We start from the raw sequence: 24,795 nt of genomic DNA, 5'->3' as shown, positions 1-24,795 counted from the left end.
CCGTCCCGATACAAAAAACCACAGCGAGTCAAGGCTTGACGGCTAGGTCGGGAATCAAACGCGAATTACAAAATTGCCCATCTAATTGCCAAAAAATGAAATCGTGCGTATTCGTTAGGATTAGGGTGATTGACTCAAAAATAATGGGGTTAAACCGGTTTCTTTTATCTCACCCTACCGAGCGGAACGCCGTATGGCGAGGGAACTCTTTGCTGAAGGCGAATTTATTGAGGTCTTTGTGGATACGCCTCTCGCGGAGTGTGAAAAACGAGATCCGAAAAAGCTGTATAATAAGGCGCGGCGTGGGGAGATCAAGAACTTTACGGGTATCGATAGTGTCTACGAAAGACCGGAGTTGCCGGAAGTGCATTTGAAAACAATCGACTCCGAGCCGGAATCGCTTGTCGATGTGCTGATGCGATGGATACAATAAGGTTGGTTGACTTTACCTGCGGCGCATGTCTACGGGTAACGTGAATGACAACTTAATTACTACCTAGAAAGTCGTGATTGTTTCATATTCTAAAATCGCGCCTTGTGCGTTGTTACTACCATGTCTTATTTTCCATGTGAATTATGATGATCAAGAGCTGGCGCGTATATCGGAGATGGATGCATGAAGTCGAGGGCGAAAAAAGTGGCAGCAACGTTTGTGGGCTTGACGATGCTGTTGCTGGGTTGCAGTCAACCGGCGGGCAAAGACAAGGCCAGCGCCGAAATCACGCTCGCAGCGTATACGGTTCCCAAAGAAGTCTATCGTAAGGAGATCATCCCGGCCTTTCAAAAACGATGGAAGGAGAAAACGGGGCAGACAGTGACCTTTAGAGAGTCTTATGTCGGTTCAGGCGCTCAAGCCCGGGCGATTGTCAATGGCTTGGACGCCGATGTAGCGGCGCTGTCGCTGGAAGGAGACATGGAGCGGATTTGTAAGGCCGGATTGATCACCCACAACTGGAAAGAGCGGCGTTATGGAGGCATGGTCACTCGCTCGGTAGTCGCCCTAGGGGTCAGACGGGGCAATCCTTTAGGCATTCGCGATTGGCAGGATTTGGCCCGCCCGGGGAACGCTGTGCTTTATCCGAGCCCGCGAACATCCGGCGGCGCCATGTGGGATATCAATGCCATCTACGGCGCGGGGGTGAAAATGGCGGAGAAAGGTAAGGGAATAAAGGATCCTGAGGCTGGAAAAGACCTGTTGATCTCAATTCAAAAGAATGTGAAAGTCATGGACAACAGCGGGCGTGAATCGATGACCACCTTTGAAAAAGGGATCGGTGATGCGATCGTTACCTATGAAAACGAACTCTTACTCCGGAATGCGGATGAACCACTCTATGAACTTGTTTATCCCAAAGCAACGATCCTGATCGAAAATCCTGTGGCTGTGATTGACAAAAACGTGGACAAGCATGGCAACCGCGCCGTAGTGGAGGCTTTTGTCGACTATCTGCAATCAGAAGAGGGGCAACGCAGCTTTGTAAAATACGGCTTTCGGCCAGTCGATCCCGCTGTGGCCGTTGAGACACAGGAGAAATTCCCATCGCCGGAATTGCTTTTTGACATCTCTTACCTCGGGGGCTGGAGCCAGGTGTATGAACAACTCTACGGTCCGCAAGGCCTCTGGACGGAGTTGGTAGAAGGAAATAAGAAACCATGATTTCGACAGTAAAAACAGTGAAAGAGACAAGCGGTGAGAGGACGGAGCGAGATGTGACGTCACTGGCGCTGCGGGGTGCGGTAATCGGTTATATCTTGCTGATCGTGGCGCTCCCGTTCGGTGACTTAGTCGCGCAAGCCTTTGCCGGCGGTATGGTGGGCTTTTTTGACACGATCCGGAAGCCTGCTGCGGGGTATGCCTTGAAATTGACTATGTCTCTGGCGTTTTTAACGGCAATCATCAATTGTGCCTCCGGAATCGTCATTGCCTTTGGATTGGCGCGTTTCAATGTGCCGGGAAAGAAATTTTTGAATACCCTTATCGACCTGCCATTGGCCATTCCAACGACGGTTACCGGAATGATGCTGTTAGGGTTATATGGTCCGAAAGGGCTCTTCGGCAGTTGGTTGGCGGAGCAGGGTATTTTTATTGTCTATTCGTATCCCTTGATGATGATAGCGATGCTGATCGTTACCTTACCCTTTTCCATTCGAACGGTGCAACCGCTCTTGGAGGCAGGGTCCCGGTCGATGGAAGAAGCGGCCGCGACGCTGGGCGCCAACCGCTGGCAAATCTTTTGGCACGTGCTTTTACCGAATGTTCTTCCCGGGTTGATATCCGGCTTTACGCTCACCTTTGCCCGAGCCACCGCTGAGTTCGGCGTAATGGTGTTGGTTTCCGGGAACATACCGCTAAAAACGCAGGTCGCTTCTGTTTATCTCTACGGTCTGGTCGAAAGCGCCGATACGGCAGGGGCAGCGTCAATATCCCTGTGCCTGCTTGCGGTTTCATTGGCCTTGTTCTTCGCGCAGAACCGGTGGGGCCGGAAGAAGGGAGGAGCTGCCGGATGATACGGGCCGCTGTTATCGGATTTATTTATTGCTGGGTTGGCTTTCTTTTGCTCGCTCCGCTGGGGGCTTTGCTGGGGGAGGCCTTCGGCATTGGATTTACGGCCTTTGCGAAGGAAATTCTTCGTCCGGAAGCGCTGTACGCCCTGAAAGTCAGTGTGGCTGTCACCGGAACAGTTGTTCTGCTCAATGGTGTCTTCGGTGTCGCGATTGCCCTGGTGTTGACACGTCAAAACTTTGCCGGGCGGGCTTTGTTAAGCAGTGTTGTTGATCTGCCCTTTGCGTTGTCACCCGTTATCGCCGGATTGATGCTGGTGTTGCTGTATGGTCCCAAGGGATTGCTTGGCCTTTTTTTTGATTTATGGGGTGTACAAGTGATCTTTGCTTTCCCTGGCATGGTATTGGCGACAATGTTTGTTACTTTGCCATTTATGACCCGAGAATTGGTCCCGTTGTTGGAATCGCTTGGGACAGTTCAAGAGGAAGCCGCCTATACCCTGGGGGCCAGTCGTTGGCAGACTTTTTGGCATGTCACTCTGCCGGCGATTCGTTGGAGTCTCGCTTATGGCGCTACGATGACGGCGGCTCGCGCCTTGGGTGAGTTTGGCGCTGCGATTGTTGTTTCAGGGAATTTGCTCAACGAAACGCAGTCGGCTACGCTGTATGTCTATCAGGCTGCCGCCGATTTTAACCTGCGCGGGGCCTATGCGGTATCGCTTGTATTGGCTGCGCTGGCTATCACCGCTGTGGTATTGCTCGAGTGGTTCAAAGGGCGCCGGGAGGAGACGCCCTCGTTGTAGAGATAGGAGAGATTGTTTTTTTCAATTGGAAAGAAACGGGGGTAGCCGCGATGAAGGTATCAAAAAAAACAGATTATGCTTTGCGGGCTTTGTGCTCCCTGGCTGAGTCCTACGGCGCTGAGCCGATCCCGTTACGGGTATTGGCGGAAAAAAGAGGTATTCCCAAACGCTTTTTGGAACAGATCATGCTTGACTTAAAGGCCAAGAAATGGGTGCTCAGCGTGCCCGGTAAATACGGGGGGTACACATTGGCCTGTCCGCCCGAACAGATCACTTTAGGTCAAGTTGTGCGTCATTTTGATGGAATTCTCGCTCCGATCGGCTGTGTTTCGGTGACGCAGTACCAGCCTTGCACAGAGGAAAACAGTTGCAAGTTTCGTGGACTGATGGCGGAAATTCGTGATTTCGTGGCGCGTCAGATGGATTCGACGACGCTTCGAGCCGTGATTGAGGGAAGGCCCATCCTGACGGGTCGGGCGGTTGATTTTCTTAAGGAAGTGCAACATGAATAGGTTGTTGCGCTGAGGGGGGAACTTTGTGACGGTGGAAGTGAGGCGCTTGAGAAAGTGTTTTGCTGGCGGGGAGCAGGCTGCGGTTAACGATGTCAGCTTCCGACTATCTGACGGTGGTGTTACAGCACTGCTTGGGCCGAGCGGCGGCGGAAAAACGACGCTGCTGCGCTTAATCGCCGGCTTAGAGACTCCGACGGCGGGAGAAGTCTATCTGGAAGGACAGCGTGTCGATACGTTGCCTCCGCAAAAGCGGGAAATCGGTTTTGTTTTTCAGAACTACGCGCTGTTTACTCATCTGACGGTCTTTGAAAACATTGCTTTTGGTCTAAAGATGAAAAAATGGAAAAAGAGCGCTGTTCGGGACCGGGTTGAGGAGTTGATGTAAGTCACAGGCATTACCGGTTTGGAATCGCGCTATCCGAGCCAATTATCGGGAGGGCAGCAGCAGCGTGTCGCTTTTGCGCGCGCGCTAGCGCCGAAACCTCGATTGTTGCTATTGGATGAACCGTTCGCGGCTGTAGATGCGCAAATCCGAAAAGAACTGAGAGCGTGGCTTCGTAAATTGCACAATGATATCCCCGTGACGAGTATTTTGGTCACCCATGACCAGCAGGAAGCAATTGAATTGGCAGATCAGGTGGCCATCATTCGGCAGGGCAAATTGGAACAGTTAGGGAAGCCTCGAGAAGTTTATGAACAGCCAACGACGCCCTTTGTCGCCCGGTTCATGGGGGATGCAAATTGGATTGCGACCAAAGTGTGCCAAGGCACAGTGACCCTGGAAAAATGGAGTTTTCCGGCGGCCAACTGGAATGATGGTGAAGCAGTAGATGTAATGATTCGTCCAGAGGATATTGTTGTAGTACAAAATAATAGAGGGAACGTTGGACGCTGGGATGCTATGAATAAAAGTCTACCTTTTTGTCTTGGAGAACTGCAATCGCTACTGTTTACAGGTGAGAGCTTCCGTGTTGCTGTTCGTTTGAACGATGACCTTATCCTAACGGCGGTGCTTGCAAAGGATAATGGGGCGGCGCTTCATGTGGGGCAGAGGGTTTTGGTAGGGGTACAAAAATGTCTGATTTTCTCTCGAATATAAGAATAAGTACTCAAGCGCCTGGTGAATGTGATTAACGTTGGCAAAAACGATATAACTGGTGATAAAATGAAGGCGCAACGAGCCCCTACTGTCTTGGTAAGCGGGACAGGTGAAAGAAGTCGTTTAGAAGAGGTGCATTTATGAGCGTGATCACAGAAACCGTCTCTCGGAATGCCTTTAAGGCTTATGACATTCGTGGAAAAGTGCCGCTCGAACTGAACAGCACAATTGCCTATCGCCTCGGCCGTGCCTATACAGAGCTTTTTCAAGCAAAAAAAGTAGCCGTGGGCCGGGATGTTCGCCATTCCAGTCCAGAGTTGGCGCGAGCGCTGACAGAAGGTTTGGTGGATGGCGGATGTGATGTCATTGACATTGGATTGTGCGGAACAGAGCAGATTTATTTTGCCACCTTTCACTGGCAACTGGACGGCGGCATCATGATTACCGCCAGTCATAATCCGCAAGGCTATAATGGAATGAAATTGGTTCGCGCCGGCGCTCGCCCGATCAGTGGGGACACGGGGTTACGGGAGCTCGAAGAGAAGGTGGTTACCGGCGCCTTTGCGGAGCCTGTCGGAGATGAGCGGGGTAATGTGCAGGCGCGGGACGTGATGGCGGACTATGTCCACCATCTGCTTTCTTACGTCGATGTCGCTGCTTTGCGACCCTTGAAGGTCGTTGTCAATGCGGGAAACGGCTGCGCAGGACCGGTGATCGATGCCCTGGAACGTCACTTGCCCTTCCAGTTCATCAAAATCCATCATCAACCCGATGGGGATTTTCCCAATGGCATTCCGAATCCCCTATTGCCGGAGAACCGGGACGCCACGATCGAAGCGGTGCGTAAACACCGCGCGGATGTCGGCATCGCCTGGGATGGCGATTTTGATCGCTGTTTCTTGTTTGACGAGAAAGGTGATTTTATTGAGGGGTATTATCTGGTCGGTTTTCTGGCGCAAGCCTTTCTCAGTCGATTTCCTGGGGACAAGATCGTCCATGACCCTCGGCTAACCTTAAACACGATCGAAATCACCGAAAAATTCGGCGGTGTGCCGGTGCAAAGCAAGACAGGCCATGCCTTTATTAAAGAAAGAATGCGTCTGGAAGACGCCATTTACGGGGGCGAGATGTCCGCCCATCATTACTTCCGCGATTTTGCCTATTGCGATAGCGGGATGATCCCCTGGCTGTTGGTGCTCGGCATCATGAGTCGGGAAGGGAAATCGCTCTCTGAACTGGTGCAAGAGCGGATTGACCGCTATCCTTGCAGCGGGGAAATCAACCGTCGCGTCGATCATCCTCAGGCCGTCTTGGAAGCGGTGGAAAAGCGGTACGCCCCGGGGGGACAAATCGACCGAACGGACGGAATAAGTGTGGACTATGAAAACTGGCGGTTCAATCTTCGCTTGTCCAATACAGAACCTTTGATTCGCTTGAACGTGGAAACCCGCGGTGACCGCGAACTGTTGGCAAGCAAGACAGAGGAGCTCTTGACCTTTATTGACGCCTGCAGTAAGTAATACGGCAGCGAACGCTTGAAAAATGCCCTTCTTCCTTGAACGCTCCCTCGACACACTGATCTCGGAAGCCTTTGGCGTGAAATCGATTGGGATGGCGTGACGAAGACGGTCTATATCAACAACTTTTAAGTCGCGCCGGTTTTTCGGGTATTCTTGTAAAAAGACTGCAGGAAGGCAGCGGGTCTTCTTGCAGTCTTTTTCGTGGTGAGAGCCAACGATGTATGAGTGGGTAGTATCGAATGATGATACAATAAAAATATCGAAAGAACCTAGAGCAAAGCGATGGGGGATACACGCTTGAGTGACTGGTTGCCTGGAAAGTACTTGGTCATTATCCCTGCCTACAACGAAGCGGAAAATATCGAGGGTGTTCTAGATGAACTGAAGAGAGTCATCCCCTGGGCCGATGTGGTGGTGATTGACGACGGCTCCCGCGATAGGACGTTCGAGCTTGCCGCCCTGCATGGAGCCGCTGTTCTTCGCCACCCCTTCAACCTGCGCTACGGGGCGGCGCTGCAAACGGGATTTAAATACGCCGTAAGGTATGATTACGACTACGTCATCCAGTTTGACGGCGATGGCCAGCATGATCCGGCCAATATCGTGGATATGGCGCGAGCGATGAAAGATACCGGCGCCGATATTGTGATTGGATCGCGTTTTGTTGACAATAAGAAACACACTAACTGGATACGCGGCCTCGGCATCAAGATTTTTTCACTCTTAATCAAGCTCCTGACGCGGCAGGTTGTGGCCGATCCGACGTCAGGCCTGCAACTGTTAAACCGGCGTGTTTTCCACTTCTATTCTCGGCCGAATCAGTTCCCTGTCGATTTTCCCGATGCAAATGTGCTTGTCTTGATGATCCTGGCTGGGTTTCGCGTGACAGAGCGTCCGGCCTCGATTCGCGAGCGATTGCATGGGGAGAGTATGCATAAGGGCTTCCAAGTGGTTAAGTACCTTGCTACGATGATGTACAGTATCTTCATTGCCATCATCAAGGGACGAGCCTACCGGAAGGTCCTGGCTGTCGACGCGGAAGGAGGCCGTTCCCGTTGAGTGTGAAGCTGATCTGGTTTGTTCGATTGGTTGCTTTTGCCTTCGCCGTCTATGTCATTCGGAAAGTCAAGCAGAACCGCCTTAGTGAGAAGGAATCCATGTATTGGATGGCAGGGACGCTAGCGATCCTCTTTTTGGCGCTTTGGCCGGAACTGGTGGACTTTGCGGCCGCCTATCTGGGGGTGGCCTATCAACCGGCGTTGATCTTTTTCTTAGGCATCCTGTTCATTTTGGTCATACTCTACCGGCAGGCCAGCCATATCTCGCAATTAAAGGAGTCGAATAAGGAATTGGCCCAGATGGTGGCTATGCTTGATGCGGAAGTGCACATTCTAAGGAATGGGATGGCGGAGCCAATGATTCATCGTGATGTCCCTTCGAAGGAATGAGACCCAGACTGGGCCTTGTATGCTTGTTTTACCTTTCTAACCTCGTTATAATGGGTAGTGACTTCTGGCAATGGGGGAGAGTCCATGTCCGGGCCAATCCGGGTTTTACACATCATAGGCGGTGGAGAAATCGGCGGCGCCGAGATCCATATCTTGGACTTAGCCAGACATTTTTCTCCGCAAGAAGTGGATCTGCGCCTCTGTTGCCTCTTTCCAGCGCCGCTTGTGCAGCGCGCCCAAAAACAAGGAATTTTTGCCACGGCAGTGCCGATGCGTAGCAAAATAGATATTGGCGGCTTTTGGAAAGTTCTAAGGGTGATTCGTCAGATGCAACCGTCGATTGTCCATACCCACGGTGTGAGAGCCAACTTGATCGGACGCCTGGCGGCAAAAATTGCCGGTGTCCGTTGCACCGTGACAACGGTGCATAGTGTCTTGGAGAATGATTATCCCGACCGGGTGGCCCGTTGGATTAATTATTGGTCGGAGAAGCTGACGGCCGCTTTGACGGAGCGCTATATCGTTGTGGCCGACTTTCTGAAGAAAAAACTTTGTGAGCAGGGGATTTTGTCAGCTAAAATCACCGTCATCCATAACGGTGTTGATGTTGAAAAATATACCGTTGTTCAGCGAAAACTGGATCTGCGCACCGAGTTTGCGATCGCGAACGATGCGCCTTTGGTGGGGATGGTGGGACGCTTCCACCCTGTAAAAGGTCATAAGTACCTTATTGAAGCGGCGAAGGAAATCATTAAAATCAATAGCAGCGTCCGGTTCTTGCTCGTTGGCGACGGCTTTTATCGGGAAGTGATTGAGAACGTCATTCGTGAAGAAGGACTGGAGTCATATTTCTTATTTACCGGGTTTCGCGAAGACATTGCTGATATTTATCGCACCCTGGATGTGTTAGCGTTGCCTTCGCTTTCGGAAGGACTTAGCCTAACATTGATGGAAAGCATGCTATGTGAATGCCCGGCCGTTGTAACGGCTGTGGGAGGCAATCCTGAGATCGTGGTGAATGAGAAAAATGGTCTCGTTGTCCCACCGGGAGACGCCTTGGCTTTGGCTGCCGCCTTGGTTCGGTTGATCGAGAATCGAGAAGAAGCCCGTAAGTTTGGCGAGGCCGCCCGCAAGACGATTGAGGAGCGTTTTTCAGCCAAGCGCATGGCGGAAAGGACGCAGAATCTCTACCGAGAATTGTTGGAAAACCATCATTGAGTTTTTTGCATAAAATTGATGTTTGCGCCAAAAGACCGGAGGATGAACCCCCCGGTCTTTTGCATGATTTCATTTGATTAGCGCTGTTGCTTGATGAAGTAGGATGGATGTAGTACAATGCGAATGAATAGGGATTATATGGAAAACCATGGACCGTCTGATACGGACCTACTCGTGGTAAAGGTAGATAAAGTTTGCACAAGAACGGGAGGGATGAGATGATGGAAAATAAGGATGTCCGTTGGGTGCAACGGTTTAATAACTACAAAAAAGCGTTAATGCAGCTTAAGGTAGCTGTGGACTTGATGAGAACGAGAGAGCTTAGCAATCTTGAAAAACTGGGAATGATTCAGGCTTTTGAATTTACCTATGAATTGTCCTGGATATTGCTGAAGGATTTTCTTAAAGACAGAGGAAATGCCCAGATATACGGCGCCAGAGACGCAATTAAAGAAGCATTTTATCTTGGGCTTGTCGAAGACGGCGAACTCTGGATGAAAATGATTCAGAGCAGGAATCTGACAAGCCATGTTTATGATGAGAGAACGGCTGAGTCCATGATCCAGTTGATCAACGATTTCTATTTTCAAGCTTTTAAAAGATTACAGGAAAAAATGGATAATATCTACAGTAAAGAGGTTCAAGATCAATGCAATATGGATTAGCTCAGCACACGTTCAAACAAATAATTGGTATCTTTGCCAAAATGCCGAAGGTTGAGGAAGTTATCCTTTTCGGATCGCGAGCGATAGGCAATTATCGGGAAGGGTCGGACATCGATTTGGCCATCAAAGGTTCAGGACTGGAAGTCATGGACTTGCTTTCAATCAAGGCGGACCTGGATGAACTGGATTTCCCTTATTATTTTGATTTGTTGGTGTTTGAAAAAGTTCAAAACCGCGACCTGCTTGATCATATCCGCGGGGTCGGAAAAAGCATTTACAGGCGAAGCCAGAAATGCCCTTTTTAACGCTTCTGTCGGTAGTTACTGCCTCACCGGCAGTGCTACCAGATAGACGCCGAAGACGATGACGGCAACGCCAACCCAGCGGGTCCAGGGGATGGTTTCTTGAAAAACCAGCCACCCGAGGAAGACGCCGAAGACAAAGGCGAGGCTCTGCAGCGGATAGGCCAGGCTGAAATCCATACGGGAGAGAATGAGGAACCAGACGCCGGTGGCGATGACATAAAGCGCTAATCCTGCTAGGATCCAGGGGGAGAAGGCCGCAGACGAAAGATTGGTGAGATTAAATCCGCCGATCTTTTGCAGTCCGATTTTCCATAGGGTCTGTCCGGTCAAGAGGAGTGTTATGTTGGTCAAGATCAGGAGCAGCGAGTCCAAGGCGAGTATTGGCTTTGGCATGCGGGGTACCTCCCAGGTTGATAAAAATCACCGAGGGTGCTTTTTGTTAGGATATTGATAAAGAGGGAAGCCACTCCGTCAGAGGAGTGGCTTTTTTATGTCTCGCAATCCCCACAACAGGGCGGCGCACAACCAAAAGGAGGCTACCATCAGCGGCACTTCAAAGACGTTTTCCACGGCGTTGTGCAGCACGACGCCGAAGAGCCCGCAGGCGACGCCGATGGCTAAGGCGCGACGGGACGGCGGGGAGTGAATCGCTGTTCCAAGGGATGTGCGAAGGACGGACACCATGAGGGCGATGAAGGCAAAGAGGCCTAACAGTCCTGTTTCGGCGGCTGTTTTCATGTAGTAGTTGTCCGTATAGAGTGTCCGGTGGGAGAGATACTCCTTATTGTTCTCGGCGGCGGCGCCGCCGTAGCGTCCCAGTCCGATGCCGGTGAGGGGGCTCTGCTCCACCTTCTCCAAGGCGAGATCCCAACGCTCCAGACGGCCGTCTTGGGCGGACTTTTTGAAGTATTCCGGACTTAGCAGGTAACTGACGCGGTCGGCCACAGCGGGGGAGGCGATGGGAAGGAGGATGGCGCCGATGATCAAAAGGGCGATCAGCCGGCGGTCCTGCAAGAGGCCGAACAGGATGATGGCCGCTGCGATGGCCAGCCAGGCGCCACGCGAAAAGCTGAACAGCATGGAGGCGCCCATCAACCCGGCGCAGGTGAGATAGAAAAGGCGTTGAACCGTATTGCCGCGATAGGCCAGGCCGAGCGCGATCGGTGTCATGAGGACGAGGAGGCTGCCCAGGATGTTGGGGCTGCCGACGATGGAGAAGGCGCGGGTGGCGATGCTGCCCAACTCGGCTTGGTCGACCCAGTTCTCCGGCATGGGCGCTTTGACGATAAACTGGTAGACGCCGAAGGCGGCGATGGCTGTTCCGACCAACGTAAACAGGATCAGCAGCAAGGCGGCTTGTCTGGGGGTTCTGATCAGTTGGACGGCCATATAGAACCAGAGCATGTGCTGGATGATGACGCGCAGGCCATCGAGGGGCACCGAGAGCCGCGGGTAGGTGGAATCGATGAGGAAGAGGAAAAGCATGAGCGCGATGAAGGCGGTAAGGGCGAAGAAGGTGGGGTGGATGCGCCAGCGGAAGTCCCGCTTCGTCCCCCACTGGCCGATCAGGGCGGCAGCCAGCCCAGCCAGCAGGAGGTCGTCCCAGACGCTTGTCAGCGGATTCGGCTTCATTCGCATCAACCAATCGACGACCGAATAGCCGATCAGCCCCAACAGCCCCAATTCTGGCCGCAGGAAGAGCAAGGCTGGCGCCAGCAGGACGGCCGGCAGCGCCAGGACCAGCAGGTTTTGCATTTTTATCGAAAGGACGGCCAGGACAGCGCCGACGACGAAGAGCAACAGGTACATCACGGCAGCGCTGGCGCCTTCTAAGGGCGGCGCCACTGGGTAGCGGTCATCTCTCGGAACCAGTTCTTCCGGCAAAAGGGAGCGAAACAGGCGCCCCGGGAGGGAGTCGGCCCAGACCTCGGCGATGGTGACGGGGGAGCGGGACAGGAAGAAGAGGAGCACAATCGACAGGGTCAACAGGAGACCAACCGTCAGGGAGAGGGCGCCGAGGGACGCGAAGACGAGAAAGATCCCTGACAAAAAAGCCAGGCCGGCCCGGCTGAGTCCTTCCAGTTGCCATCCTTCGGGGCAGGCGAAGTGGCGCAGGATATCGGCAGCGATGCTGCCAGTGGCGATCGTTTGGGTGCGGTCAATGAAGGAGAGGCGCGCCTGTTCGATTTTTCTGCCCGGAGCTGTCAGCAATGCCAGGATGCCTGATGAAGCTAGGCGCGAATCCAGCCTCGCCTCGGGATCGCCGCCAAAAAAGCGGGCCACAACGCCTGTTGCCGCTGTGCGGATGAAGCCTTCCAGCAGGTCGTGAAAGCGGCTTGTCAGCCAGAGGGGTTCCCATTTTCGCAGTGTTTCGAACAGAAACAAGGCCAATCGACCGGCCAGACTGTTGACAATTATCTGTTGAACCGTTTGAATGGTATTCAGGGGATTCACCTCACCCATTATCATTGGAGCAAAGGATGACCTGCGTGGACATTGTCTGTATCGGCGCCGCCGAATGGCGCGGGATCTGGGCGCGGGCCCAGCAGTTGATGGTCCGGTTGGCCCAACGGGGGCACCGGATCCTCTATGTCGATCCCCCCATCACTTATCTGGCGCCGTTGAAGAACCGGGACTTGTTGCAGACGCGCTGGCAAAGCGCCGGACGTCTGGAGGAGGTCGAAGCGGGCCGGATCTGGCGGCTGGAACCGCCGATTTTTCTGCCTTTTCATGGGATGCGGCGGTCGCTCAATGGCATGAACCAGCGCCGGCTCGGCCGAGCGTTGTGCCGCCTCTTGGGACGACTCGGTTGGGAACGACCGGTCCTGTGGACCTATCTCCCCGGTTCCTGCGATCTCCTGTCGGCCGGCATCGACTGGAACTATGTCGTCTATGATTGTGTCGACGATCATGCCGCCTTTACCGGGCTGATCGATCCGGCGGTCATGGCCGGTATGGAAACCGACCTGGCTCGTCGCGCTGACGCCGTATTCGCCTCGGCGCGGGCTTTACAAGAAAAGATGCAGCGTCTTCGTCCGGATGTGTTGCTGGCGCCCAATGCCGCCGATGTGGAGCATTTCGCTCGGGCGGCCAGGACGGTTGAGGACGCAGCAGAAGCTGCAGCAGACCGAGAAGCCGCTAAAGACCAGAAAGAGTCTGAAGCCTCTGGCGACACTAGCTACGATGGAGACACCGGAAACGCCGGGAACACCGGAAATACAGTGGACACCGAGTGTCAAAGAGCTAGCGATAAAAAACCAGCCGATCTCCCGTCCGGCTACCGCCACATCATCGGTTTCATCGGCGGCATCGGCGACTGGATTGACACGGATCTCATCGCTGCTGCGGCGCGCGCTCACAAGGACTGGGCGCTGGCGCTCATCGGTCCGGTGGAAACCGATGTGACGGCGTTGCAGGCGCTGCCGAACGTCTTTTTCCTGGGACGCAAGCCCTATGCCGCTTTGCCTGATTATGTGCGCCGCTTCGATGTCTGCCTGTCACCTTTCCGGTTGAATGAATTGACGATGAGCGTCAATCCGGTCAAGGTCTATGAGTATCTGGCCGCCGGGAAGCCGGTCATCTCGACGGCGCTGCCGGAGGTGCTGCCCTTTTCCCCGATCGTCACGGTCTGTGAGGGGGTTGAGGCTTTCGTCGGTTCCATCGAGACCGCCCTCGCGAAAGACAGTCCGGAAAAACAGGCGGAGCGGATGGCTTTAGCCCGGCAGCACTCCTGGGATGCCCGTCTGACGGCTATGCTCGACAAGATCGGGGAAGGATCGGGATGTGTCTGAGCGCTCGGTTCCCGCGATACGAACGCGTAAGATGGAGCAGTTGCTGAGCATCGGAATAATCGGGCGAACGGAATCAAAGGGAATTTTCCTTTATTTCAGCACGGTGACCTTCGTGACGGTGCCGATCAGTTGCGTCTTCTGGGTCTTGTAGTAGTATTCCTTGCCCGCTTTGATCTCCTGACTGCCGACGCGCAGGTCAGCCGTGGCCGAGCGGGATACGCCGCGGATGACGAGGTGGACGTCTTTTAGATAGGGATCATCGGTGAGGATCAGTTGCCCCTGGTCATTTGTCTGGGACTGGCGGCAGGGGACCACCTGGAGGGATTCGACCCGGACATCCTGTGGATCGAATATGGCCCCGCTGCCCACGAGCGCTTCCTTCGGGTCCAAGTTGGCGGCCACTTCGGGCAGCACCCGCTTCAGGACAACCTCGAATTGGACCGGTGTCTCGGTCGTCTGCACGATGGTTTTTGTCTTCGTCGCCAGACCCGCAATAAGGGCGATGACCGCCAGCAGGATCAGCAGGTCCAGGGGATTGATCAGACCAAAGAGCCGACCTTTTTCGTTGACCAGTTTCATCAGGGTAGGATGCCTCCTCCATCGTTTTGCTTTTTGGCTTCGCTAGAACATCCATTCTTTCGACACGTAGCGTGTTGATCCTCTTTCGTGAAGGGATAAATGCCCTTTACCGGTGGACAGGGGAACGACTTCCCAGGAGTTCTTCTGCACGGGACGAACCTGGAATAGGATGATGAAAGGAAGATTTGTGACAATGAGGGAAAAAGTGAATTTATCAGTCCAGGACATTCAGGGGATTCTACCCCATAGGCCGCCTTTTCTGCTGGTCGACCGGATCATCGAGCTTGAGGTGGGCAAAGCGGCCGTCGGTTTGAAAAATGTGACGATGAATGAGCCTTTTTTCCAAGGCCATTTTCCTGGACACCCGGTCATGCCCGGCGTGCTGATCGTCGAGGCGCTGGCCCAGACGGGCGCCGTCGCCCTGTTGAAGATGCCTGAGTATGCCGGGAAGATCGCCTTGTTCGCCAAGATCGACTGCGTCCGGTTCCGCCGGCCCGTCGTTCCTGGCGACACGCTGCGGTTGGAGGCGGAGATGACGGCGCTGCGCAAGTCGATCGGCAAAGCGATGGGCCGGGCCTATGTGGAGGACCAACTTGTCTGTGAAGCGGAAATGACCTTCGCCATTGAGCAGTAGGTTGCCCTGCATTAAGTCATTGTAAAAGAAGGGGGCGGTATAGGACGTCCCATTGTATTCCCCTTCCCCTTGGAGTAAAATAGCCATGGAAGTGTCTTGCAGATAGCAATGTCTGCTAGAACGCGGAAAAAATACATAGCTTGGTATGAATCTGAGTAAGGAGGCGACCCGGGTGTCGATGGCACTGGCAGCCTGCGCTGCCTTCCTGTTTGCCCTCATGTTGACGCCTATCGTGCGCCGGTTGGCTTTCCTCATCGGCGCTGTGGATGCTCCCGGCGGCCGCAAGGTGCACCAGCAGGTCATGCCTCGTCTCGGCGGATTGGCGATTTTCGCCAGTTTTTTGCTGACTGTCTTGGCGATGGGGATCTTTGACAGCGACTATCAGCGATCCGAAATCATCGGCATGCTCGTCGGCGGCGCCATCATCGTCGTCGTCGGCATCCTCGACGACACGCGCGACCTGCCGGCCAAGGTCAAACTGCTCGGGCAGGTGTTGGCGGCCTTGGCTGTGTTGCCCTTCGGGTTGTCTGTGGACTTCCTGACCAACCCCTTTTTCCCTCCTTTCTTCGGTCCTGATGTGGTGGAACTCGGTTGGCTGCGCGGCCCGATCACGGTGATCTGGATCATCGGCGTGACGAATGCGGTGAACCTGATCGACGGTCTCGACGGATTGGCCTCCGGCATCGCCGCGATCGCCTCGGTGACCATGGCGGTCGTCGCCTGGACTCAGGGGCAAATCCTGGTGGCCTCGTTGGCGCTCGTATTGGCCGCTTCGTCAGTGGGCTTTCTCAAGCATAACTTTCATCCGGCCCGCATCTTTATGGGCGATACGGGGGCCATGTTTCTCGGCTTCACCCTGGCTTGCCTGTCGATCATGGGCTTGGCCAAGGTGGCTACGGTCATTTCCGTATTTATTCCCATTCTCATCGTTGGCATTCCCATCCTGGACACAGGATTTGCCATTTTTCGCCGCGTGCAAAAGGGACAACCTATTTTTCAGGCGGACAAGGACCACCTCCATCACCGGTTGCTCGCGTTAGGCTTTAGCCATCCCCAGACGGTGATGATCATTTACGCCATCAACACGGTGCTCGGCGTGACGGCTGTCGTTTTGACGTCGGTGTCGACGGCGCAGAGCGTTTTCATCCTGATCCTGCTCTCCAGCTTGATCCTCGTGGCGGCCGATCGCGTCGGCATCCTGGGCCGCTCCGTGAGCGCGCCGGAGATCGCCGCTAGCCGTGTCGGGATCGATGTGGAAGATGAATCAAACTGATCCGTTGGTTGGGCCGAGGTTGATAGGCCATTGGTGAAAGCCAGTGGCTCTTCTTATTCCTGTGGGATAGGGGGTATATCGCTTGAAAGATAAAGGGCTACAGGTTCGCCTTGTTGCTCGCGGAATCGCCCTCATGGTATCGGGATTTATTCTGGGACAGGTCGTGTTGGCGACTGCGGCGCCGGGAACGGCCGATGACCCGCTGGTGTCAAAGAGCTACTTGGAAAAGCTGCTCTGGGGAAACCGGGCGGAGATGCATAATCAGATCGTGGCGTTGAATCAGCGGATCGAGGCGCTGGAGCAAGCCCTTGAAAAAACGGGGCAAAAAGTGGAACTGCCACCCATGCCGCCAGGTTTTGAGAATAGCCCCTGGAACCCGGGGGATGCCGGAAACGCCGGCTATAGCGTCAACGTCGTCAACGGTTCCCATCCCGCGCCCGCCATTGCGGAGCCTGCGGTGGATAACGTTGACGTGACAAACACCTCGTCACCGGCGACGACGGCCGTCACGTCGGGTTACCGGGAAGGCGCCGTCACATCGCCCTCAGGCGTCAATGTCCGTTTTGGGCCGGGGAAGGACTACACGGTGCTCACCATTTTGCCTGAAGGCGCCCGGGTTACCATCCTGGCGTCCATCGACGGAGTTTCGGAGGCGGAAAAATGGTATAAGGTTAAAATCCCTGATGGCCGCGAAGGTTTCATTCGTCAGGACCTTCTCTCCCTCAGATAAGCGAATCTCAAAAAGTGAAAGATAACAAAGCGATATGAAGTAGCGCATTTGCCTGCTTGCAGTTTTTTCTACGGAAAGGGCGGTAATGATCGTTGAAGTTGGTGATCACCGGAGGCGCCGGTTTCATCGGATCCCATGTGGTCGAACGGTGCATCGCCCGGGGTGACGAGGTTCTGGTCATCGATAATCTCTCCACGGGAAAGGCAGAGAATATACCGAAAAAAGCCCGGTTTCTCCATTTCGATATCGGCGATGATCGGATCAAAGAGGTCATCGCTGGTGAGGTTCCTGACGCGATCATTCACTTGGCTGCCCAGATCGATGTGCAGGTTTCTCTGCGCGATCCCCTGCAGGACGCCAAGACGAATATTATCGGGACATTGAACCTGTTGGAAGCCTGTCGGCAATCGGGGATACAGCGGATGATCGTCGCTTCATCGGCAGCCGTGTACGGCGATCCGGTGCGGCTTCCCGTCGATGAAGACCATCCGCTGGCGCCGGCGAATCCCTACGGTGTCAGCAAGCATACGCCCGAGCATTATCTCCAACTCTATCGCGATCTATACGGGATCATCGGTGTCGCTTTGCGCTTTGCCAATGTCTACGGCCCTCGCCAGGATGCTCACGGAGAGGGCGGCGTGGTGGCCATTTTCACGGAGCGTCTCCTAAGGGGCGTTGCCCCCGTGATCTTCGGCGACGGGGAACAGACACGGGATTTTGTTTTTGTGGATGATGTGGTGGACGCAGTTCTCAAGATCCTGGAGGCGGATGCAGAACAGTTGGCTCATCCCGTGTACAATGTCAGCACAGGGCAGCCGACCAGCGTCAAATCACTCTTTGACCAGATCCGGGAACTGACCGGAGCGGATCAGGCGCCTCATCTGGCGCCTGCCCGGGCGGGAGACATTTTGCATAGCTACCTCGACAGCAGTCGGCTGGAAGCCGCCGTCGGATGGCGGGCGAAAACGGCGTTGCGGCAGGGACTGGCCCAGACGGTTGCCGCTTGGGCGACTTAACTTGATAGGATTTCGGCGGAACAGCCGGTGACAGCGTGGAGTTTGGCAGGTAAGGCCTCTTCAGGATGTCGCTGGCTGTTTTTTTGGCTGATTACGCGGCAGAGGGAGGTGGTTCGTCGGTCGACAAGATCAGACAAAAAGGCGGCGTGAACGGCGGTAATCTTCGACTTATTTTTAGGGACAGGCTTTTTCCGGTCATGCTATGCTTACTCCGCCAGCCAGTAAAGCAACTGGCGAATAGCGAAACATCGATCGGAGGGGTTGTAGCAATGGAATTGACGTTCCTGACCAAACAAGGTGAACTGTCTATTCCGAGTGATGTTCGGGAAGCCTTTCCACAGGGGGGCTTGGTCCGTTTCCATATCGACCAGGAGGGCCGCCTGGTGATTCGACCGATCACACATCTTTATTGTATCGAACAGGAGGAAGCGGTTTCGACGGAAAAAGCCGGATAAGAGAGGCGCTTTCCTCTGACAAAGCTGGATGAAAGGGTGTCGATGAATGGCGATAAAGTTTGGTACCGATGGCTGGCGAGCCATCATGGCAGAAGAGTTCACCTTTGGCAATGTGGAAATCGTCGTCCAGGCGATCGCTGATTATGTTCAAGGCGCAGGTATGGCCGACCGCGGTGTCGTTATCGGCTATGACAATCGCTTTCTCTCCGATAAGTTTGCCCTGCGGGCCGCTGAGGTGCTCACCGGCAACGGGATTCCGGTTCTGATTCCACCGGCCTCCTTGCCGACGCCGGTCACCGCCTTTGCCATCACTTATCACCAGGCTGCCGGCGCGATCATGCTGACAGCCAGCCACAACCCGCCTGAGTACAACGGCATCAAGTTCATCCCCGAGTATGCCGGGCCGGCGCTGCCCGATATCACTGACCGCATCGAGGGCCGGGTGCGCGAGTTGGTGGCAGCGGCGAGACCGGAAGAGATCAAGAAAATCCGCCTGGAGCAAGCGAGAGGAAAAGGGCTTGTCCGGGAGATTGCGCCGATGATGCCCTACCTGGATCAACTGGCGGCGATTGTCGATCTTCCGGCGATCACGGCGGCCGGTTTGCGGATCGTCGTTGATCCCATGTGGGGAGCGGGAATCGGTTATCTGGAAGCGGTCTTGGAGCGTTGCGGCCTTGCCTATGAGGTGATCCATAACACACGGGATCCCCTGTTCGGCGGCAGCCTGCCGGAGCCTTCAGCGGCGGTGCTGACGGAACTGCGGCGCAGCGTCGTCGAGTCAGGCGCCCACTTGGGTTTGGCCTTAGACGGCGACGCCGACCGTTTCGGCGTCATCGACGCCGATGGGACCTTCATCTCGGCCAATCAGGTGCTCGTGCTTCTTTACCACCACCTCCTGACACACCGCAAGCTGACCGGTCCGGTGGCCCGGACGGTGGCCACCACACATATGCTCGATCGCATCGCCGCCCGCCATGGTTTTACCGTCGAGGAGACGCCGGTCGGGTTTAAGTACATCGGCCAGTCGCTGCGGGAACGGGAAACCCTGCTCGGCGGCGAGGAGTCGGGCGGCTTGTCGGTGCGCGGACATATGCCCGAAAAAGACGGTGTCCTGGCTTGCGCCTTGATGGCGGAGGTGCGCGCCGTCGCCGGCCGCCCGCTGGTGGAGGTGCTGGCGGAGATCGACCGTGAATATGGACGTCTCGTCTCGCAGCGGCTTGACCTGCATACCCACGCTGAGGCCAAAGCCGGGATACTGGCGCGCTTGAATGAATATGCGCCGGCCGCTTTGGCAGGTGTGAATGTGGCCAAACGGGTGACCATCGATGGGGTGAAGCTGCAGTTGGCCGACGGCGCCTATGCCCTGGTGCGGGCCTCCGGAACGGAACCGCTTTTCCGCCTGTATGTGGAGGCGAACAGTGAGACCCAGTTGAAGGAAATTCAGGAACAGGTGAAGAGGGACCTTTCTCTGTAATCGCATCGATGGCGCTCCTTAGGAGAACTCCTTGGGAGAACTCCTTGGGAGAACTCCTTGGGGGGCTCCTTGGGGGCGCTTAGGGTGACCTTGAAGAGTCGACGGCAGCCGTTATGCCGGTGACGAGGACAAGCGTTTTTTTCACAAGAGGGTTTTTTAGAGGAAGGAGTCTGTGTATGCAGGCTCCTTCCTGCCTTTGGTCAAAAACGCAGGCAGGAGAAAAGGTGGAAACTGTCGAACCCAATCACCGACAGATCATTTCGATAGAGGCGGTCGGCCGTCGATGGCGCCCCCACGACCGTTTCCGATGGGTTTGAAAGAAGGATGGGAGGGGCGGCCGTGCCTGACGCCAGTGCTTTAGATAAAATCATCCGTCAGACGATCGATTCGATAGAAGACGCCAAGGAACAGATCTTTGCCATCGCTGAGGACGCCCGGACGGAGTGCGGGCGTGTGCAGAAAGACCTGCAGGAAGTCCGGGAAAGGGCGCATGGGGTCATCTCCCAGGTGGACCTGTTGAACCTGAAGGAGCGGCAGGCGCGTCTTCGCCTCGTCGAGGTGAGCCGTGAACTGAAACGGTACACGGAAGAAGACATCCGGCTGGCCTATGAACAGGCCCGTGACATCCAGGTCAACCTGGCTGTGCTGCGGGAAAGGGAAGGTCAGTTGCGGGTCAAGCGCGACGAACTGGAGCGACGGTTGCGGCACCTGGAAGGCATGGTGCAGCGGGCCGAGCAGTTGATGAATCAGGTGGGCGTTGTGCTGGACTTTATCGGCGGGAACCTGAGGGATCTCCATGTGAAGATGGACGAGGCCCAGGTTCGTCAGCAGGCAGCCTTGCGCATCATCATGGCGCAGGACCGGGAACGCCTTCGCCTGGCCCGGGAGATCCATGACGGGCCTGCCCAGGGGATGAACAGTCTCGTCATCCAGGTTGAACTCTGTGAACGGCTGCTGCAAACCGATACGGAGCGGGTGCGACGGGAATTGCAGGAACTGAAGGGGATGCTGCGCGACAGCCTGAAAGAGCTCCGCAAGATTCTCTATGACCTGCGCCCCCACGGTTTGGACGACCAGGGGCTGATCGAAGCGGTCCGGCGGTACGCCTCAGATTTTTCTGAGCGGACAGGGTTGGCTGTGGAGACGCGTTTCTTCGGCAAAGCCCGCCGGCTTGAGCGGGCTTATGAGGTAGCGATTTTCCGCATGATCCAGGAGGCTCTGCAGAACGTCTGGAAACATGCCGGCGCGAAGCGGGCGCAGGTGGCCTTTGAGATCGCGCCGCAGGCAGTGTCGGCCATCGTCCGCGATGATGGCGTCGGTTTCGACGCAGTGGATATCTTAGCCCGTCCTGGCGATCGCTTCGGCCTTTGCGGCATGCGGGAAAGAGCGGAATTATTGGATGGTGAGTGGGAGGTTCTCAGCCGCCCGGGACAGGGAACACAGATCAAGTTTCGGATACCGCTGCAGTCGGAAAATGACGGGAGTGAGTCCTGATATGGAGCCGATCCGGTTGATCTTGGCCGATGATCACACCTTGCTTCGGCAAGGTTTGCGCAAAATACTGGAACTGGATCCGCAATTTCAAGTGTTGGATGAAGCCGGCGACGGGCAAGGGGCGATTAATCTCGCCCGGTGTCTGAATCCGGATGTGGTCCTCATGGATATTCACATGCCCGGTGTCGATGGTGTGGAAGCGACAGGGGTGATCAAGCGGGAACGACCCCAAACGGGGGTCATCATCCTGACGGCCCATGAAGAAGAAGACCAAATCATCAAGCTGATCGAAGCCGGCGTAGACGGCTACCTGCTCAAGGATGTCAGCCCGGAAACGCTCTACGGCGCCATCGTCACCGTGGCTCGCGGCGGTTCCGTTCTCAATCCGGCCATCGTCCAGAAGGTGCTGGCCAAGGGGCGTTTTAACACGACGGCCGGACATCCGGGGGACGAATTGACGGAAAGAGAAAAAGAGGTACTGGGGCTGATCGCGCAGGGGGCGAGCAATGCGGCCATCGCCAGCGATCTCTTTATCAGCGAGAAGACGGTCAAGAACCACATTACGAATATTTTTCGCAAGCTCCAGGTGAAGGATCGCACGCAGGCTGCCCTTTACGCCATCAAGAACCGGCTAGTCAAGCTGTAGCGGTTTTTTCCTGTCAGTATTGTCGACTGTGTTCATTCTCACAGAATATCGACGGTGTTCAATTTACTGAGTTTCGCCTGTGTTCAGTCTACAATTATTTCGCCTGTGTTCATTCTACAAAAAAGTCTGCCTATCTCCAAGACGCGGTAGCGTCCTCTTTTGCCTTCCGTCGCTCTTCGCGCCGGAAGGTTTTCTTTTCGCGAAAAAAGGAGGAATCCCGGCAGTGAGAACGAATTGAATTTTTAGAAATCATTGGATTGCTCGGAGGACTCGCTATGGTTTGCTTGAAGGGATATGTCTATCTGGCCCGGGGACGGGAGCAAAGCTGGCTCGGTTTTACCCATGATCCGGCCCTTGATTTGACCATGTTGGCGCCGGAAGGCATGGAGGCGCTCATCTCGCTCACGCCGAGCCTGCCCATCGGTGTTGCCCTCTTCATCCTTCAGGAATTGGGCGAGACCCTGTCCGCCGATGCGCCTGCTGGCCGCGCGCTCGTTTCACAGGCTTTCGCCGATCTGTTCAGCGGGTTCAGCCGCCGGCTTGGCTGGGGATTGCTGTCGGCTCCAGCAGCAGAGACGGAAAAAGGGGCGGCAGTAGCGGGGGAGGCAAAAGATGGGCGAGCGGCTGCCAAAACCGTTGCAGGCGAGACCTCTTGGGGGCGTTGGTGGCCCTGGCGCCGCCGTGCCGAGCGGAAAGGTCTGCAGCCGTCGATGGCGGCCGATCGGGAGCTTTCCCGTCTTTCAGGTCGAGTCGTCGATTTGTTGAAGCCTTTCGGCTACTCGCCCTTGGTGGCTTCCGGATTCCCTCTCCATGTCTTTCGCCCGGCCGAGGGGGAAGGCCTCCGTTACCGCTTGGATGATATCCGCCATGTGGCCGATTGCTTGGAAGGGCGATTGTTGTTTACTGCTGAGCTGGAAAAGGCGATTCTCGAAAGGGATATAGGATCCAACCGCACCTTTCCCCTCGAACAGTTGGAGGACATCCTGCAGATCTTGGCGCTGGCCGGCGTCGTGGAGATCTACCCATCAGTCTTTCTGAATGGACCGGATGAGGCCTGCTGTGTCCGTTGCGGCCAGAACAAGCGCATTTCGGCGAGCCCCTGTGTTCGTTGCGGCAGGGAGCGATGTTATTCCTGTGAGGAATGCCTGTCCATGGGGGAAGCGAGGCTCTGCCGCCCCCTCTATGGGCTGTCGGGAGACGAAGGTTGGCTCCGGCGCTGGGAGCGCGACGTGTTGCCTTGGCTGACTGGCGCCGTTGGCCATGATCAGGGGCGGGGTGAAAAGGAGCTCCTTCGCTGGGCGGCGAATGGGGCCAAATCGCCGATTCGTTTGAAGCAAGACGATGAGGGCGAAGGCGTGTCTCCCTCGGGTCCCCGATTGAAATTTCCGCTGAACCGGATGCAGGAGCAGGCGAGCCGGCGTCTAGTGGAATGGTTGAACGGCGGCGCTTTATCCTGCGCACCGGGCGGGTCTTCTGCGCCTGGCGGGTCTTCTGCGCCTGGCGGGTCTTCTGCGCCTGGCCGAACAGCAGCCCCCGGCTTTTCTTCAACTCCCGAACGCAGCGCCCTCGTCTGGGCTGCCTGCGGGGCCGGGAAGACTGAGGTCTCTTTTGCCGCCATTGGGCAGGTGCTGCGGCAGGGAGGCCGGGTCCTTTTCGCCGTCCCGCGCAAGGATGTGGTTCTTGAACTGGCGCCGAGGATCGAACAGGCGTTTCCTGGCATGCCGGTGCTCAGCCTCTATGGCGGCAGTGCGAGCAAGTTCGGCGACAAGGCGGACCGCAGTCGCCTGGTGGTGGCTACGACCCATCAGGCGATCCGTTTTTACCGCGCCTTTGACCTCGTTGTGCTGGATGAAGCCGACGCCTTTCCCTACCAAGGCAGCGCAATGCTCTATCATGCCGTCAGCCGTTCGCGCAAGCGCGATGGCCGGATCATCTTTATGACGGCCACGCCGGATCGGGAGATGAGACAGGCTGTCCAGAAGAAAAAGCTCTCCCTGGTGACGATTCCTGCGCGTCATCACGGCTATCCCTTGCCGGCGCCGACGATCGTCCTGGAAAAGGAGTGGCGCTGGGAGCGGGAGCGGATGATTTTTCCCGAGGGGCTCTTGCGGTTTTTGCACCGCTCGGTCGAGGGGGAGTTCGCCCAGGTCTTTCTCTTCGTGCCTTCTGTCTTCCTGGCCCAGCGGGTGGGCGAATCGTTGAAAGCGGCGACGCGCGTGCCGCCCTTCAACGACTTTAAGGGAACCTGGGTGGAATACAGCCATTCCCGCGACCCGGAACGGGAGGCGAAGCGGCAGCGCTTCAGTCATCAGCTTTTTCCTCTGTTCGTCACCACCTCGATCATGGAGCGCGGCATCACTGTTCCCCGGGCCAATGTGGTTGTCTTGTTCGCTGAAAACGAGCGGGTCTATGACGAGCGGACACTGGTGCAGATGGCCGGGCGGGCAGGCCGTTCGACGGAACGCCCCTATGGTGAGGTCTGGTTCATGGCGACGCGGGTCACGGCGGCCATGCAGGAAGCCGTCGATAGGATCCACTGGTTGAATGAACAGGCGCGGCGGGAGGGGTTTTTGCGTTCTGACGGTGAGGCCCGGGAGGCGAACTGAGCGATGGAGGTGACGATGGGATGGG

The 24,795-nt window shown here is 55.7% G+C and carries 23 protein-coding genes and 2 pseudogenes; 22 read left to right on the top strand and 3 right to left on the bottom strand.

Annotated elements, in window-relative coordinates:
• Positions 1-157 precede the first annotated feature (157 nt).
• The 12 genes and pseudogenes from AC0CW1_RS10310 to AC0CW1_RS10255 all read left to right on the top strand — a co-directional run.
• Positions 158-433, top strand: a pseudogene (locus AC0CW1_RS10310) (adenylyl-sulfate kinase); the annotation flags it as partial.
• A gap of 183 nt (positions 434-616) precedes the next feature.
• The gene (locus AC0CW1_RS10305; protein ID WP_488182969.1) at positions 617-1,657 is read left to right on the top strand and encodes a sulfate ABC transporter substrate-binding protein; all 1,041 of its coding nucleotides are present in this window, start codon (positions 617-619) and stop codon (positions 1,655-1,657) included.
• The gene (locus AC0CW1_RS10300; RefSeq protein ID WP_488182968.1) at positions 1,654-2,508 is read left to right on the top strand and encodes an ABC transporter permease; all 855 of its coding nucleotides are present in this window, start codon (positions 1,654-1,656) and stop codon (positions 2,506-2,508) included. Before AC0CW1_RS10305 ends, AC0CW1_RS10300 begins: the two co-directional genes overlap by 4 nt.
• Positions 2,505-3,305 carry a sulfate ABC transporter permease gene (locus AC0CW1_RS10295; protein ID WP_488182967.1) on the top strand — a complete coding sequence of 267 codons (801 nt, stop codon included), beginning with the start codon at positions 2,505-2,507 and terminating at the stop codon, positions 3,303-3,305. Before AC0CW1_RS10300 ends, AC0CW1_RS10295 begins: the two co-directional genes overlap by 4 nt.
• Positions 3,306-3,355: 50 nt before the next feature.
• Complete coding sequence (locus AC0CW1_RS10290) at positions 3,356-3,817, top strand: RrF2 family transcriptional regulator (RefSeq protein ID WP_488182966.1); 462 nt, start codon at positions 3,356-3,358, stop codon at positions 3,815-3,817.
• 25 nt (positions 3,818-3,842) lie between these two features.
• Positions 3,843-4,916 (top strand): annotated as a pseudogene (locus AC0CW1_RS10285) (ABC transporter ATP-binding protein).
• 140 nt (positions 4,917-5,056) lie between these two features.
• Entirely contained in the window at positions 5,057-6,436 is a 1,380-nt protein-coding gene (locus AC0CW1_RS10280; protein WP_488182965.1) for a phosphohexomutase domain-containing protein, read from the top strand.
• 297 nt (positions 6,437-6,733) lie between these two features.
• Positions 6,734-7,495, top strand: a complete 762-nt coding sequence (locus AC0CW1_RS10275; protein WP_488182964.1) for a glycosyltransferase family 2 protein — start codon at positions 6,734-6,736, stop codon at positions 7,493-7,495.
• A 2-nt stretch (positions 7,496-7,497) separates the two neighbouring features.
• A complete protein-coding gene (locus AC0CW1_RS10270; RefSeq protein WP_488184132.1) occupies positions 7,498-7,884 on the top strand; it encodes a DUF2304 domain-containing protein in 387 nt (128 codons plus the stop codon).
• Positions 7,885-7,968: 84 nt separating this feature from the next.
• On the top strand, positions 7,969-9,102 hold the full coding sequence (locus tag AC0CW1_RS10265) for a glycosyltransferase (RefSeq protein WP_488182963.1): 1,134 nt from the start codon (positions 7,969-7,971) through the stop codon (positions 9,100-9,102).
• 221 nt (positions 9,103-9,323) lie between these two features.
• Positions 9,324-9,767, top strand: coding sequence for a nucleotidyltransferase substrate binding protein (locus AC0CW1_RS10260; RefSeq protein ID WP_488182962.1), 444 nt, complete (start codon positions 9,324-9,326; stop codon positions 9,765-9,767).
• Entirely contained in the window at positions 9,752-10,072 is a 321-nt protein-coding gene (locus tag AC0CW1_RS10255) for a nucleotidyltransferase domain-containing protein (RefSeq protein WP_488182961.1), read from the top strand. Before AC0CW1_RS10260 ends, AC0CW1_RS10255 begins: the two co-directional genes overlap by 16 nt.
• A gap of 15 nt (positions 10,073-10,087) precedes the next feature.
• Here AC0CW1_RS10255 and AC0CW1_RS10250 read toward each other — a convergent pair whose 3' ends face one another.
• A complete protein-coding gene (locus AC0CW1_RS10250; RefSeq protein ID WP_488182960.1) occupies positions 10,088-10,465 on the bottom strand; it encodes an EamA family transporter in 378 nt (125 codons plus the stop codon).
• 78 nt (positions 10,466-10,543) lie between these two features.
• Positions 10,544-12,526 carry an O-antigen ligase family protein gene (locus AC0CW1_RS10245; protein WP_488182959.1) on the bottom strand — a complete coding sequence of 661 codons (1,983 nt, stop codon included), beginning with the start codon at positions 12,524-12,526 and terminating at the stop codon, positions 10,544-10,546.
• 35 nt (positions 12,527-12,561) lie between these two features.
• Here AC0CW1_RS10245 and AC0CW1_RS10240 point away from each other — a divergent pair, with 35 nt between their 5' ends.
• Entirely contained in the window at positions 12,562-13,863 is a 1,302-nt protein-coding gene (locus AC0CW1_RS10240; protein WP_488182958.1) for a glycosyltransferase, read from the top strand.
• 90 nt (positions 13,864-13,953) lie between these two features.
• Here the strand turns inward: AC0CW1_RS10240 and AC0CW1_RS10235 are convergent, their stop codons facing one another.
• Complete coding sequence (locus AC0CW1_RS10235) at positions 13,954-14,442, bottom strand: DUF4330 domain-containing protein (protein WP_488182957.1); 489 nt, start codon at positions 14,440-14,442, stop codon at positions 13,954-13,956.
• Between the two features lie 205 nt (positions 14,443-14,647).
• Between AC0CW1_RS10235 and fabZ the strand changes: the two genes are divergently transcribed.
• From fabZ to AC0CW1_RS10190, 9 genes are all read left to right on the top strand, one after another.
• Positions 14,648-15,076 carry a 3-hydroxyacyl-ACP dehydratase FabZ gene (gene fabZ / locus AC0CW1_RS10230; RefSeq protein ID WP_488182956.1) on the top strand — a complete coding sequence of 143 codons (429 nt, stop codon included), beginning with the start codon at positions 14,648-14,650 and terminating at the stop codon, positions 15,074-15,076.
• Between the two features lie 178 nt (positions 15,077-15,254).
• On the top strand, positions 15,255-16,349 hold the full coding sequence (locus tag AC0CW1_RS10225) for an MraY family glycosyltransferase (protein WP_488184131.1): 1,095 nt from the start codon (positions 15,255-15,257) through the stop codon (positions 16,347-16,349).
• 82 nt (positions 16,350-16,431) lie between these two features.
• Positions 16,432-17,079: an SH3 domain-containing protein gene (locus AC0CW1_RS10220; RefSeq protein ID WP_488182955.1), complete on the top strand. Its 648-nt coding sequence runs from the start codon at positions 16,432-16,434 to the stop codon at positions 17,077-17,079.
• A gap of 101 nt (positions 17,080-17,180) precedes the next feature.
• Positions 17,181-18,095 carry an NAD-dependent epimerase/dehydratase family protein gene (locus AC0CW1_RS10215; RefSeq protein WP_488184130.1) on the top strand — a complete coding sequence of 305 codons (915 nt, stop codon included), beginning with the start codon at positions 17,181-17,183 and terminating at the stop codon, positions 18,093-18,095.
• 65 nt (positions 18,096-18,160) lie between these two features.
• The gene (locus tag AC0CW1_RS10210; protein ID WP_488182954.1) at positions 18,161-18,550 is read left to right on the top strand and encodes a hypothetical protein; all 390 of its coding nucleotides are present in this window, start codon (positions 18,161-18,163) and stop codon (positions 18,548-18,550) included.
• A gap of 46 nt (positions 18,551-18,596) precedes the next feature.
• Positions 18,597-20,024 carry a phosphoglucomutase/phosphomannomutase family protein gene (locus AC0CW1_RS10205; protein ID WP_488182953.1) on the top strand — a complete coding sequence of 476 codons (1,428 nt, stop codon included), beginning with the start codon at positions 18,597-18,599 and terminating at the stop codon, positions 20,022-20,024.
• A gap of 339 nt (positions 20,025-20,363) precedes the next feature.
• Positions 20,364-21,518, top strand: a complete 1,155-nt coding sequence (locus AC0CW1_RS10200) for a sensor histidine kinase (protein WP_488182952.1) — start codon at positions 20,364-20,366, stop codon at positions 21,516-21,518.
• Between the two features lies 1 nt (position 21,519).
• The gene (locus AC0CW1_RS10195) at positions 21,520-22,164 is read left to right on the top strand and encodes a response regulator (protein ID WP_488182950.1); all 645 of its coding nucleotides are present in this window, start codon (positions 21,520-21,522) and stop codon (positions 22,162-22,164) included.
• A 275-nt stretch (positions 22,165-22,439) separates the two neighbouring features.
• The gene (locus AC0CW1_RS10190) at positions 22,440-24,770 is read left to right on the top strand and encodes a DEAD/DEAH box helicase family protein (protein WP_488182949.1); all 2,331 of its coding nucleotides are present in this window, start codon (positions 22,440-22,442) and stop codon (positions 24,768-24,770) included.
• Positions 24,771-24,795 lie beyond the last annotated feature (25 nt).

Source organism: Heliomicrobium sulfidophilum, assembly GCF_057715735.1.
Note: the sequence above shows the minus strand (reverse complement) of the source record. Positions and strands in the feature narration are given on the sequence as shown.